Below are 12,852 nucleotides of genomic sequence, written 5' to 3' on the forward strand. Positions count from 1 at the left end.
GCTATCACAGGAAGTATGCGACAGAAACTAAGAATTAAGCATAAGGTGTTGCGAATTTAAATTGTATATTGCGGGCGGCATCGAAGAAACTCCCCAGTCATTGTTTGATTATTTCTTGACATACAATTTAAAGGTCCCAACAGCTTACAGCATTTCTCCGGTCAAACTAAAAGCGCGAATATCTGTAATTTTAACCCGCACAGTTTTACCCGCCAATTCTGCAATATCGCCCTTAAAAAATGTGAGACGATTGCCGCGAGTGCGTCCCATCACCTGAGTTGAATCTTTGAGATTTTGGACTTCCACCAACACCTCTTCAGTGCGTCCGAAATAGCGCTGCGATCGTTCCATCGCCGTTGTTGTGACTACATGATTGATTCGTTGCAGGCGATCGGCTTTCACCTCCTCACTCAACTGATTTTCCCACAAAGCCGCCGGCGTTCCCGGACGAGGCGAATAAGCCGCAGTATTCACCAAATCGAAACCAACATCTTCGATTAACTTCAAAGTCTTCTCAAACTGTGCTTCCGTCTCCCCAGGAAAACCGACAATCGCATCTGCAGTAATCGAAGCATCCGGCATATAACGGCGAATTGTATCAATAATCCGGCGATATTTTTCCTGAGTATAGCCTCGCGACATCGCTTTCAAAATATCATTATCCCCGGACTGAAAAGGAATGTGAAAATGTTCGCAAACCTGCGGTAATTCAGCACAAGCCTTAATCAATCTCTCCGTAAAATAGCGCGGGTGGCTAGTAGCAAATCTGAGGCGATCGACTCCCGGCACATCCTGAACAAAATAAAGCAAATCCGTCAAAGTATGCTGGTTGCTGCCGTCCGGTTTTGTCCCCGGCAAATCGCGTCCGTAAGCATCAATATTTTGCCCCAACAAAGTTACTTCCTTGTAACCTTGACGGCCCAAATCCTCCATTTCCGCCCGAATTGCCTCCGGCATTCGCGACTGTTCAACCCCGCGAACATTGGGTACAACACAATAAGTGCAGCGTTCATTGCAGCCGTAAATTACATTCACCCAAGCAGTCACCTTGCTGTCGCGGCGCGGCTTAGTAATATCCTCCATAATCTCAACAGCTTCTGTCGCCACAACTTGATTGCCCTCAAAAACTTGTTCCAGCAAATCTTCAAGCCTGTTAGCGTGTTGCGGGCCCATTACTAAGTCTAATTCCGGCACTCTCCGCAGCAGCGCTTCACCTTCCTGTTGCGCCACACATCCAGCTACAATTAAAGTTAAACCCGGTTCTTGGCGTTTGCGATGAGCTTGCCTTCCGAGGTTAGAATAAACTCTTTGTTCGGCATTGTCGCGAATCGTGCAAGTATTGTAGAGAATCAAGCTAGCTTCGTTCGGGTCTTCCGAGAACTCAAAGCCCATATTTTCCAGAATGCCGGCCATCCGTTCCGAGTCGGCTTTATTCATCTGGCATCCGAAAGTAGTGATGTGATAGCGGCGGGGTTTAACGGTCATGGCGAATTGCAGGCAAATAAAAAATATAGGTTTTCAACCTTAACACTTTATTATAACACTTCTCTGTTAAACGACATAGATCTGGTAATTGGGAATTTTAATAATTATAGGGTGTGCAATATGCCCCTTATGGCTACAAATAGTTTTATATACCGACAAAATCTGCGAAGTCGGGTATTTAGCTATTCTGTTTTTTTAGTGATATAAAAACTGTAAAATTGTTTTAGCAATACCTTGTGCCGCCAAATAAGGAACCCCATTGCCAACCGTTTTAAACATATTAGTTAATGTCATCTTAGCCGGCAGTGCAAAATCTTTTGGCAGTGACTGAATAGCCAGTGTTTCTGCAACAGAAAGCCGGCGAAGTTTGTAAGGGTGCAAGTGAACTTCGTTATTGCCGTAACAAGCTGTTGGCGAATAACGCCATCGGTGCAATCGCTTGAAAGATTTTTTTGAATCATCTCCTTCCTCAACGGAAGCAAACCGCTTAATTCCTGCTTTGGGTTGGAAATAGTGTTTGGCATTGGGATGGTTGAGAACGTCATTTTTTTGGAACCAAAATTCTACCGTTAAATCTTGGGGAATGCCATCAGGACAAGGCATGAAACAATCATCTGCAAAAGCTGTTCTATCAGGCCAAGGATAAGAAAAAATTTCTGATTTAGGATATAATACTTGACTTTGCCAAGGAAATAAACTTTCTGCTAACATTTGGCTTTTTTCTTCTAGGGAAATGCCCAAATTTTTGATAAGGCTTTTTCTAATTCCAATCAAAATTATTCTATCCCTATCTTGCGGGACACCGTATTCTATCGCATTAATTAAACGTTCCGCAAAAACGTATCCCGAATCCGCCAACTGGTTTTTGAGCGCATCATAAAAAATTTTATGTTGTTTGGTTCTCCACAAACCTTTGACATTTTCAAACAAAAAGAAATCCGGCTGCTGTTGGCAAATCAATTCAATGTAGGAAGCTGAAAGTTTGCCTTTATCTCCTTCCCCACCCCGGTTTTTGCCACCAATAGAAAAGTCAGGACAAGGCGGCCCCGCGATAAATCCCACAATGTCGTGATGCTTGCGGGCATCCTGCATCAATTCCCGCAGGCGAAAAGCTGGTTCTCCCGCTACAAGTCGAGTTACATCTGCTTCCTCTCCTTCGCAATATCCGTATTCTGGTAGCGGCAAATTCAGGCACTGCCGAGAATAGCGGTATGCTTGCATGAAAGGTGGGAAAATTTCATTGACATACGCTACATTAAAGCCGATCGACTCAAAACCCAGATCGAGCAAGCCAGAACCCGAAAAAAATGAGAAAATACAAGGAGGACGGTGCATTGAAGGATCACAGCAATTTTGAGTTGAGCTTACTATAAATTCTGTCGGGTGCGGAGGGAGCGCTGAACCTTACTATAAATTCTGTAGGGTGCGCAATGCGCACCTTTTATTATTAAAAGTCGCAGATCCCGCCGGACATGGCAGTGCCGTTCCCCTACTGGTGCGCATTGCGCACCTTACTATACTCCAAACTATTCTTAAAACCATTCACCGCCTCGGAAACGCCAGTGGGGAAAGAAAATTCGCATCAGTGTTTGCGACGCCAGATAAATAGCCAGCCACACTAAACTATAATGCAAAGCAAAAGCTCCCAAGTCAAAATCTTGTGCAGGTATCCCCGGCAAACCGATAATTTTGATTAAAAATAACACAAAAAGTGCTTCCCAAATCCCGGCGAGCAATTGAAATGCACCGGGCCAATCTCGATCCCAGCGGAACTGCTGGATGTATATATATAAAGCATCCCAGCCGAGACCAAAAATCGCTACATACCCTAAAATCCAGAAAAAAATTGCTCCTGATTTGGAGGTCATTAAACCTATAAAAAAGGGCAGCGTTACTAAAACGCCTACGGTTGCAAATAGCAATAACCGAGTTTGCCAGCGGCCGAATAAGGTGGGAGTCATGCGATTTTAGATTTTAGATTACATGGCAAAATAGTTCGATTTTGAATTGAAATTTTAGATTTTAGATTGAACGCGAACCTCGTTTAAAGCCATTAAATTCTGTACATTGCTTGTTGCCGAACTTCGTCCTTCAAGTTAGTCGGGAGATTTATTTAAAATCCACTTCAACCACTGCACGAACGATCGCCAAACGCTCAATTTCCGCACACCAGCAACTCGGTTGGCGGCCAGACTTTCAACCGAACGCAAGGCCGCGTATTGCAAGCCCAAAAAGCTGTCTACGGGCGCGTAAGGCCCTCCCAAAGTAATTGCGCCGGCTGCGTATACCCGCCCTTCTCCGTTGCTAGCAGAAGAATTCCGCAATTCGGGCACTTCAAAATCGTTGTTAACACTCAGCCGGCCCAAACCGTTGAGGGGAAGATTGTATTGAGCTACCAAATCGTTTAACAGGGGACTGGTTTTTACCTTAGCGTCCAAACCCGTAGCGTCAATAATAAAATCAGCCTCTAACTTAATTTGCCCCTTGAGTTCCTTCTCCTGAATGTACGTCACCGTGCGGTTTTGACTGTCGCGCTCGACTCGCTCGACTTCACCGAAGGTAATTTGATACCATCCTTGACTTAAACCTTCTTTGACAATCCGCCGCCAGTCGCTGCGCTGGGCTGTAGTAGTTCCACCCCAGTCTGTGAGCAACTGCGGGCGCAATTCGGGGGCGGCTTGTTCCAAAATTACTCGCAGTTCCCCGCCCCAGCAAGCTTTCGGCCAGTTGAAAGGTTGAAATTCGTAGTGATTTTCCACTCTTCGCTGAGCGAGTTTAAATTTGTTACCTTGAGGTTTGGGCGATCGCATCAAATGCAATACTTGAATGTTGCGGTTCCGCTGTCGCGCTTCGTAAATTCGCTGCACCACCCGCGAAGCTACAATTCCCCGGCCTCTAATTAACACGCTGCCTCCGCTGGCTTCCAATTTTTCGTAAACGCCGTCGTGCTTTTCGTAAGCGTTGACAACCGATTCAAAATCCTGGGTTTTTTCGCGATAAGCTTGCAAGTCGGGCAGAAATTGAATGGCGGGATAGCCGGTGGCTAAGTGTACGTATTTGGCGATTAAAAAAGCGTGCTCGCGGTGATCCGCATCCGATCGAGAATAAGCGATCGCGTACCTGCCGTCATCTGTTTTGCGAATTCCCCGCACTCTACCGTAGCGAAACATCTGATTCCACCCAATTCGATCGACTTCCCTGTCAATAGAATCAAACACATTACCCGCGCGAGGCGTATAAGTTTCGGCAAAAGTCGGTTCAGCAAACACCTGCCACATCAACTTTAACGACATCCCCAAACGCCCTTTCCGCAATTCCTGCCAAGCTTCCCGCAAAGCATAGGGAGGCCACCCCCAAATGTTGTCTGGACAAGAGTCAGAATTCGATCGCAGGCGTTCCCGCAGCGGAATTTGAGAATTGAGGCACAGACGCAGATAGCGGGCGTAAGGCTGCTTTTCCATGCCCAAAACCGCAATTCGATCGATTTTCACGCCGCAAATTCTCAGCAAATCCACCCAAATAAAGCTGCCCAAACCGCCGCCAACTGCAGCCCACTCAACTTCTGTCACAGGGAGTCCCCTAGATTCGAGCGATCGCATTGACACTTGAGAAGCTTGCAAAAATGCGATCGGCGGAAATTCTTCCCTACTACTTGTTTGAGGAAGCTGCAACATTATTGGCTGCCCCAATGCGGGATCTGGCCCATTGGTCTGCGGGTTAAAGAAAATATGAAAATTGACCGAGGGCATTTCAGGGGAATTCACAGCAAAAGAAATGCCGATGGCGTAGGGCCCAACTTGCAGCATATCCCCGTTTGCCAGCACGCAACGGGTTTGGCGAACGCCGTTGACAAAAGTACCGTTGCGGCTGCCCGTGTCAGTAAGTAAAATACTGTTACCTTCGGTGCCCATCACTGCGTGAAAGCGAGAAACTTGACTGCTGCTGAGCGCAATTCGAGAAACTCGTTTCCCGTTGATTGTGGCGGGCATAGCTTCAAAAATTCGTCCCAAAGCGATGGGTAAGTCGAGTATGGGGGATCGACAATCCCCCGTAGCTGTATCTGTCCAAGTCAGTCGCAGGCGCAAGGGTTGAGAATTCATGATTATTTTTTAAACATCAGCCGTCGGCTTTGAGCTTTCTGCAAAAAAAGATTTTTGAAGTTGAGAGTGTTTAGCGGATAGCCCGATTTTCTCTTTTTTACACTCTCACGGAGAGATGACCACACTCGCCGCCGCCGCCAAAGAAGTACCGCACCACGGACACCCCGCATTCAACTGCGCGTAAGGCGAAATTCGGCTGCATTTGGGACACTGCAAACCATATTTTGAAGGCCCCGTCGGCTGAAAGTTACCAGGTGCGGGAGGCCCCAGCAAAACTGTCTGGGGCGCGGCTACCTGCACCTCCGTCACATTCACCACCTCGATTTGCACTTGCCCTAAATGGATGTGGCTTCCTGAGTTCAATTTTGCTTCGCCTAGGGCGAGAATTTTTCCATCTACCAGGGGCGGATTGCTTTCGCGCAAATTCCGCACTGCATACTCCTGCAATTCCTGATTAAAAAATATTTCAACGTGCAGCCCCGATACGCTCGGATGCGAAAATACTATATCGCACTTCGCCGGATCGCGCCCTAGCCTCACGCTTCCCGGATTTTTGCTCGGCTGTCCGTTTTGAATTGTCTGAGTTTGACGCACCCCAGCTTCTGTCCATGCTAAAGTGAGCTGGTTTGTCATGATTCGTATAGTTTGCTCAAAAATATAAAAAAATATTAACTGATTTATTTTGAGGACGGAGTTCCTCACCAAAAAACTTAATTATAATTATTGAGGCCGACTCGATCGAACTTCTAAAAAGATTATGTGCAGCTATACAAAAAAGCCCTGAATTCGGGGCTTTTAGTGCTCGTATTGGCTTTTTTTGAGAGACTGACTCGCGCTTACCAGCTTTTCTTTCCCACAAAATTATTAATCCCAATTTAGCTTCGTTAAAAATTTGGTGTTAAAAATTTGCTAGCGATTGCTAAAAACTAATTGCTGTGGGGTTTTCACATTATTTGCCAAGCTTTGGTGCGCTAGTTACGAATTTTGGAGGTTGGACGATCGAACTACCTTGGGAAATTCCATCGCCCCACCTCCTCAAACGTTGACTGTCCTAGTGCTATCTCTCACGCTGCAACTGTGCAATCTTTCATTACAGGGCCAGCCTTGAAAGACTTAAGCTTCGCTCTTGCGGCTTTTCCGACCGCCTTCGCGACCAATTTGAGCCATGTGTTCGCGATTTCTACTGACAGCTTCACCGCCTTTTTGACCAGCTTGTCTGGCTTCTTCAGGGGTGAATTCGTGTGCAGTTCCTTTCTCGTGTGCAGCTTTTCCGCCTTTGCTAGCAATTGCGCGCTGTTTTTCTGCATCCATAGAAGCGAATCCGCGTTTGCTTTTCTCAGCCATGACTGTCTCCTTGTTTGTTTCTGATTTTTTAGCTCGATCGCGCCTTCGCCTCCCACTGTCGTGGTTACTTCCAGTCAGTGGTGAGATATCCGACGGTAAATTATGAAACCTCATCACACGAATCTCAGCTTTTGGTTTAACTCGCAGGATGACTCTTTCATAATTTACAAATGTGAACTAAAAATAGTTCACGTCCGGGCACTATAGTTAGAGCCGCCAATGTTTTTAGCTGGTTACTGTCTTTCAATCATTCTATAAACCCCCCCAACGTTTATACCTCTTTCTCAGGTATAGTCATTCTTTAGTTCGCTGGAAGGATGGAACCGAAAGCTGATTGGCGGTAGACTCAGAGGATTTTTTGACTGGGGCGGCGCTACTTCAAAAAATTAAAAGTCCAAAGACGGATGCTTTTTTGGTCTTTTTACTTTTTTTTTGATGTCTTCCGCGCTTGCCAGTTATCCCGATGTTAGTTGGTCTGCCGATCGAGTTGTTTCTGGTAAGCGATATTTTGGGGCGCAGCGCAGGACGTACTCGATCGCACTTATCAAGTTTACCTTATGACCTATCGAAACATAAATCGGTTTTACTCCTGTTTGCGTCCTTAGCGCTGCTCCTACCGTTGATCCCTCCAGCAGCAAGGGTTGCCAACTGCCGCGGTCAAGTCCGACTTCTAAATGTTCTCCGATAAATCGATTTTTGGCAACTCCGATTGTAGCAATCCCTGTCAAAACCCCCAAATGGCAGGCAAGACCGAACCTGCGGGGATGGGCTAGTCCTTGACCGTCGCACAATATCAAGTCTGGCCTCAAACTGATATTTTCCAAAGCTTCAAGGACTGCCGGTACTTCTCGAAAAGACAGGAAACCCGGAACGTAAGGAAAAGTTGTAGGACTGCGAACCACAGCTTGCTGCTGCAATTGCAAGTCTGGAAAGCTCAGAACTGTTACAGCGGCCTGCGATACGTCGTTTGCACTGTCGTAGCCGACATCTACGCCTGCGACGTATCGAACTGTGTCCAGTTGATTTGTGGTAATTACCTCTGACCGAAGCTGTTCTTGAATGGCGATCGCCTCTTCAACTGTCTGCGGCCAAGGGTGTCGCTGCAACATTTTGATTTTTCTTCAACCGTTCTCATCTAAGCTTAACTTATTTTCAGGCATTTTTAAACTCAGATTTTTATCGTTTGTAGCTATAAATTACTAGCTTGCCCAATGAGTCTTTTTTTCTACTCAGGAGGGTTGAAAAATGCGGGCTGATGCCAATTCTACCAATAGAGTCTGTAGGTCGGAGAGTGAAATTCTATCTTTCGCTTGTGCTGGAACCAACCCCCCAAGGTTTTATCGGCACGCACCTCCACTTTTATACTCAAAATTTACAAAAAATACCTATTTGATGCTGATTTTTTAGCTTTCTAGAAAGCTTTTTCTTTCCGATCGCCATTTTATTCGTTGTCTGAGAGCGATCCAGATATTTATTTACTTCTTTATCTAATTTTATCCTCATTGTCAAGATACTTGAAACATTTATTCATCAATAATCTCACCCAGCTACAAGTGCCATTTTTCATCCGCGCTCATCGAGCTAAGAGGTCCCCAGACCCTCACAACTATATGACTTTTATGAAAAAAAATCAATGAATTTATGAGTTGTTTCACCCTTAACATGAAGTTATAATCTTAGATAATATCGGATAGAAAACTAACATCAAGTAACACAGCATAGGTGAATAAACATATGAAAACCATGCAAAATGTTCAGTATAACCTAGCTCTCTACATCGTCGGTGGCATCGTCTTCATCATCGCCGCCTTAATTTTAAGACCTTTTGCCCTCGTGGGCGCAGGGGAACGAGGCGTCGTGATGCGCTTCGGCAAAGTTCAAGACGCGATCTTAGATGAAGGCATCCACCCGATTTTACCGATCGTCACCTCTGTAAAAACTATCAGCGTGCGCGTACAAAAAACAGATTTGAAAGCAGATGCAGCATCCAAAGATTTGCAAAGCATTACTACAGATTTGGCAGTCAACTGGAATGTTGACCCCGCCAAAGTAAATCAAGTTTTCCAACAAGTGGGAGACGAAGAACAAATTGTTACCAGCATTCTGAGTCCGGCAATTTCGGAAGTTCTCAAAGCAGCAACTTCTAAAAAAACCGCAGAAGAAATTATCACTAAGCGCACCGAACTAAAAACAGAAATCGACAACAGCCTCAAAAAGCGCTTGGAACCTTATGGCGTCATTGTTAGAGATGTTTCTTTAATAAATTTTGGCTTCTCTCCAGAATTTAGCAAAGCCATCGAATCCAAACAAATAGCAGAACAAGAAGCTAAACAAGCAGAATTTACAGTTCAAAAAGCCACCCAAGATGCTCAAGCTGAAATTAACCGTGCTAAAGGTAAAGCTGAAGCTCAACGCTTGCAGCGGCAAACTTTAACAGCCGAAATTTTGCAGCAGCAAGCAATTGAAAAATGGAACGGCCAGTTTCCGACAGTAATGGGAGGAGGCGGAACTTTGCCATTAATTAATATTGCGCCGCCCAGTTCTCAAGCTGCAACTCCTGCTAAATAAGCTGCAGCAGATCGTGATTGCCAGGGCGCGGGGAGAAGGGAAGAGGGGGAGAGAGTCTGAGGGGGAGAAGAATAGACGGTTTTTCACTGCGGAAGTGAAGATGTGCTTTTTTTAAATGCCGAACAGCAAGGGTAGAAAATACAACTAACCACTAAGGTGAAATCCCGCTTAGTTAAATGCCCAGATACAATTTACGTTGCGCGAGTCCTGAAAAACGTTAGAGTAAGAAACAACTCGGAAATTGTAAAGGTTTGCTTGAAAGTTCGGCTGATGGGAGATCGGGAGAACCAGTCAATTTCTAATTTAGATGAAGTGGGGGATGTCGGCGATCGCCATTCTGCGTCAGAAGCCCTGTGGCTGCGCGATCGAGCTTTGGCAGCTACTAGCAGCGGCATTGTGATTGCTGACGCCAATGCACCCGACTGTCCCATAATTTATTGCAATCCGGCCTTTGAACGGATGACAGGTTACTGCGCCGATGAAATCTTGGGGCGCAATTGCCGATTTTTGCAAGGCCCGGATACCGATCGAACTACCGTAGCTAAGATCCGCGAGGCCTTGCGCCAAGGTAAAGAAATCCAGACAACAATCAAAAATTACCGCAAAGACGGCACTCCTTTTTGGAGCAAATTGTCGCTATCTCCCGTGCGAGACGACAGCGCTAATTTGACTCATTTCGTAGGGATTCAGTCGGACTTGTCGGAACGCATCTGTGAAGTGCACGAAGCATTGCAGCAAGCTAACGACCAACTACAAACGATTTTGGAAGCAGTTCCGGGAACAGTATCTTGGATTAGCTCGGATTTGCGCTATTTGGGGGTTAACCAGCACTTAGCCAAACTGCATGGTTTGCGGCCGTCGGCTTTTGTCGGTCAAGATATTGGTTTTCTGGGCGCTAGCTCGGATTTTAACTCTTTTGTGGTGGAGTTTTTTGGCAGCGACGCTACGGAAGCGGTTAAAGAACTCAACGTTAAGGTACAAACCGAGGCGGGAGAGTCGGAGGGATACTATTTGATTGTGGCTCAAAAGTACGATCGCGGCAAAGCAGCTTGTCTGGTAGGGATTGACATTACCGAGCGCAAGCGGGCAGAAGAAGCTCTGGTGCTGACTCGCAAGGCGGTGGAAAGTTCGAGTGACGCGATCGGCATCAGCGATGCGAACGGCACTCACATTTATCAAAATCAAGCGTTTTCTCAGCTATTTGAATGGGACACCGCAGAGGAATTTAAACTAGCCGGAGGTATATCGGCAGTTTTTGCTGACGCCCCAGTCGCCAGGGAGGTACTCGACACGATCGCCCAGGGTTATTCTTGGTTTGGTGAAATTACCAACCGCACTAAAAGCGGTAAAACTTTGCAAGTGTTGCTGCGGGCCGATGCTATTAAAGACCGCACGGGGAAAATTGTCGGTCTGATTTACATGAATACCGATATTACCGACCAAAAGCGCACGGAACAAGAACTGCGGCAAAGCGAGAAGCGCTTTCGATCGTTGATTGAAAATGCTAGAGACATTATTGTGATTCTCGACGAGAAAGGCTTTTGCCGCTACGTGTCTCCTTCCCTAGAGCGGATTTTGGGCTACCCGACGGGGGAAGTCCTCGGCAGATCTATATTTGACTTGATTCACCCTGACGAATTGCTAATAGTGGATCAAGTGTTCAAAGGTGTCATGCAAATGCCGAGAGTTAGCCAGGGAATGGCGGAATACCGCGTGAAACACAAGGATGGTTCCTGGTGCGTGTTGGAAGCGGTGGCGACGAATTTGCTCAACGAACCTTCGGTGCGGGGAATTGTGGTCAACTGTCACGACGTGACTGAGCGCAAGATGGCTGAAGAACAATTGTTGCACGATGCTTTGCATGATGCGCTGACAGAGTTGCCGAACCGTGCTTTGTTGACTGACAGGCTGGGGCAAGCTTTTGCCCGCGCCCAACGGCATCCGAGCTATCAGTTTGCGGTGCTGTTTCTGGATTTGGACAGGTTTAAGGTGATTAATGACAGTCAGGGACACCGCATGGGCGATCGCCTGTTGGTGGCTGTGGCTCGCCGTCTCTTGACTTGTTTGCGGCCAGGCGATACGGTGGCTCGTCTGGGGGGAGATGAGTTTGTGATTTTGCTAGAAGAAATTCACGGTGTTGATGAGGCGATCGCCCAAGCAAAGGCAATTCTCAAAACGATCGAACGACCGCTTTATTTGGAAGGTAATAAAGTTTTAATTACTGCTAGCATCGGCATTGCTTTGAGTACCGACAAATATCAGTGGCCTGGAGATATTTTGCGCGATGCTGATATTGCCATGTACCGCGCCAAAGCTCTGGGTAAAGCTCGCTACGAAGTTTTTACCAGTGCGATGCACACTCAGGCGGTGGCTTTGATGCACTTGGAACACGATTTGCGGGAGTCGGTTGAAGAACTAAATTTGAAATATTCGATAGTGGATTTCGGATGTGTGGCGGTGGAGGAAAACTCACCGATGAGTGAAATAGATCGGAAGTTGGATCGTCCGAAATCGCCATTGGCTCCTTATAAATTGGAATGTCCTTTTACTGTTTATTATCAGCCGATAGTTAGTTTAAAAAGCGGTTCAGTTATCGGATTTGAGGCGCTGGTGCGCTGGCTGCACCCGGAACGGGGTTTAGTTTCCCCGATGGAATTTATTGCGATGGCGGAGGAAACAGGGTTAATTACGCCTTTGGGTTTGTGGGTTTTGAACGAAAGCTGCAGCCAAATTATTAAGTGGCAGAGTTTGAATTTACCTGTGGGAAATTCGCCGCTGACAGTCGCAGTAAATCTTTCCGGGAGGCAGTTTTCGCAACCGGAGTCGATCGAGCAAATTAAGCAAGTTTTGCAGGAAACGGGTGTTGACGCTCGCTGTTTGAAGTTGGAGATTACTGAGAGTGTGGTGATGGAAGATGGGGAAGCGGCGGCGGCGATGCTTTCGCAGTTGAGAGAGTTGGGTATCGGGCTGTGTATTGATGATTTCGGTACTGGTTATTCGTCTCTGAGTTATTTGCACAAGTTCCCGATTAATATTTTGAAGGTCGATCGCTCTTTTGTGAGTCGCATTGGGGAAATGGGCGAAAATTTGGAAATCGTGCGGGCGATCGTCATGCTGGCCCGCAGTTTGGGGATGGAGGTAGTGGCAGAAGGGGTCGAAACCGCCGTCCAATTGGCTCAAATGCGGGCGATCGGCTGCGAGTACGGTCAGGGGTACTTTTTCTCTAAACCTCTCGACAGTGAGGCAGCTACAGCGTTGTTGAGGCGATCGCCTAAATGGTGATCTGAACCCAATATTTAATTTGTATTTTGAAAAATATTAAAACTCTTGCGGCCTGTGCTTATTGGAGATTCAA

The 12,852-nt window shown here is 46.5% G+C and carries 9 protein-coding genes; 2 read left to right on the top strand and 7 right to left on the bottom strand.

What is annotated here, in order from left to right:
• Positions 1 to 144 precede the first annotated feature (144 nt).
• The 7 genes from miaB to nfi all read right to left on the bottom strand — a co-directional run bounded on the left by miaB (position 145) and on the right by nfi (position 8,038).
• The gene (miaB, locus tag QUA23_RS23140) at positions 145 to 1,485 is read right to left on the bottom strand and encodes a tRNA (N6-isopentenyl adenosine(37)-C2)-methylthiotransferase MiaB (protein WP_333072847.1); all 1,341 of its coding nucleotides are present in this window, start codon (positions 1,483 to 1,485) and stop codon (positions 145 to 147) included.
• A gap of 195 nt (positions 1,486 to 1,680) precedes the next feature.
• Entirely contained in the window at positions 1,681 to 2,820 is a 1,140-nt protein-coding gene (locus QUA23_RS23145) for a DNA cytosine methyltransferase (protein ID WP_333072846.1), read from the bottom strand.
• A 197-nt stretch (positions 2,821 to 3,017) separates the two neighbouring features.
• A complete protein-coding gene (locus QUA23_RS23150) occupies positions 3,018 to 3,446 on the bottom strand; it encodes a hypothetical protein (RefSeq protein ID WP_333072845.1) in 429 nt (142 codons plus the stop codon).
• A 135-nt stretch (positions 3,447 to 3,581) separates the two neighbouring features.
• Complete coding sequence (locus QUA23_RS23155; RefSeq protein WP_333072844.1) at positions 3,582 to 5,585, bottom strand: FHA domain-containing protein; 2,004 nt, start codon at positions 5,583 to 5,585, stop codon at positions 3,582 to 3,584.
• 105 nt (positions 5,586 to 5,690) lie between these two features.
• Positions 5,691 to 6,218 (bottom strand): FHA domain-containing protein, encoded by a 528-nt coding sequence (locus QUA23_RS23160; RefSeq protein ID WP_333072843.1) that lies wholly within the window; start codon positions 6,216 to 6,218, stop codon positions 5,691 to 5,693.
• 480 nt (positions 6,219 to 6,698) lie between these two features.
• Positions 6,699 to 6,929: a KGG domain-containing protein gene (locus QUA23_RS23165; RefSeq protein WP_006631632.1), complete on the bottom strand. Its 231-nt coding sequence runs from the start codon at positions 6,927 to 6,929 to the stop codon at positions 6,699 to 6,701.
• 455 nt (positions 6,930 to 7,384) lie between these two features.
• The gene (nfi, locus tag QUA23_RS23170; protein WP_333072842.1) at positions 7,385 to 8,038 is read right to left on the bottom strand and encodes a deoxyribonuclease V; all 654 of its coding nucleotides are present in this window, start codon (positions 8,036 to 8,038) and stop codon (positions 7,385 to 7,387) included.
• 625 nt (positions 8,039 to 8,663) lie between these two features.
• Between nfi and QUA23_RS23175 the strand changes: the two genes are divergently transcribed.
• Entirely contained in the window at positions 8,664 to 9,497 is an 834-nt protein-coding gene (locus QUA23_RS23175; RefSeq protein WP_333072841.1) for a prohibitin family protein, read from the top strand.
• A gap of 270 nt (positions 9,498 to 9,767) precedes the next feature.
• Positions 9,768 to 12,779 carry an EAL domain-containing protein gene (locus QUA23_RS23180; protein ID WP_333072839.1) on the top strand — a complete coding sequence of 1,004 codons (3,012 nt, stop codon included), beginning with the start codon at positions 9,768 to 9,770 and terminating at the stop codon, positions 12,777 to 12,779.
• Positions 12,780 to 12,852 lie beyond the last annotated feature (73 nt).

It is taken from the genome of Microcoleus sp. Pol1C5 (genome assembly GCF_036701115.1).
Classification (GTDB): domain Bacteria; phylum Cyanobacteriota; class Cyanobacteriia; order Cyanobacteriales; family Microcoleaceae; genus Microcoleus.

What these genes read in the sequence shown, in the direction of transcription:
- miaB (WP_333072847.1), bottom strand. Translation starts at nt 1,485, where the DNA reads ATGACCGTTAAACCCCGCCGCTATCACATCACTACTTTCGGATGCCAG.
- QUA23_RS23145 (WP_333072846.1), bottom strand. Translation starts at nt 2,820, where the DNA reads ATGCACCGTCCTCCTTGTATTTTCTCATTTTTTTCGGGTTCTGGCTTG.
- QUA23_RS23150 (WP_333072845.1), bottom strand. Translation starts at nt 3,446, where the DNA reads ATGACTCCCACCTTATTCGGCCGCTGGCAAACTCGGTTATTGCTATTT.
- QUA23_RS23155 (WP_333072844.1), bottom strand. Translation starts at nt 5,585, where the DNA reads ATGAATTCTCAACCCTTGCGCCTGCGACTGACTTGGACAGATACAGCT.
- QUA23_RS23160 (WP_333072843.1), bottom strand. Translation starts at nt 6,218, where the DNA reads ATGACAAACCAGCTCACTTTAGCATGGACAGAAGCTGGGGTGCGTCAA.
- QUA23_RS23165 (WP_006631632.1), bottom strand. Translation starts at nt 6,929, where the DNA reads ATGGCTGAGAAAAGCAAACGCGGATTCGCTTCTATGGATGCAGAAAAA.
- nfi (WP_333072842.1), bottom strand. Translation starts at nt 8,038, where the DNA reads ATGTTGCAGCGACACCCTTGGCCGCAGACAGTTGAAGAGGCGATCGCC.
- QUA23_RS23175 (WP_333072841.1), top strand. Translation starts at nt 8,664, where the DNA reads ATGAAAACCATGCAAAATGTTCAGTATAACCTAGCTCTCTACATCGTC.
- QUA23_RS23180 (WP_333072839.1), top strand. Translation starts at nt 9,768, where the DNA reads ATGGGAGATCGGGAGAACCAGTCAATTTCTAATTTAGATGAAGTGGGG.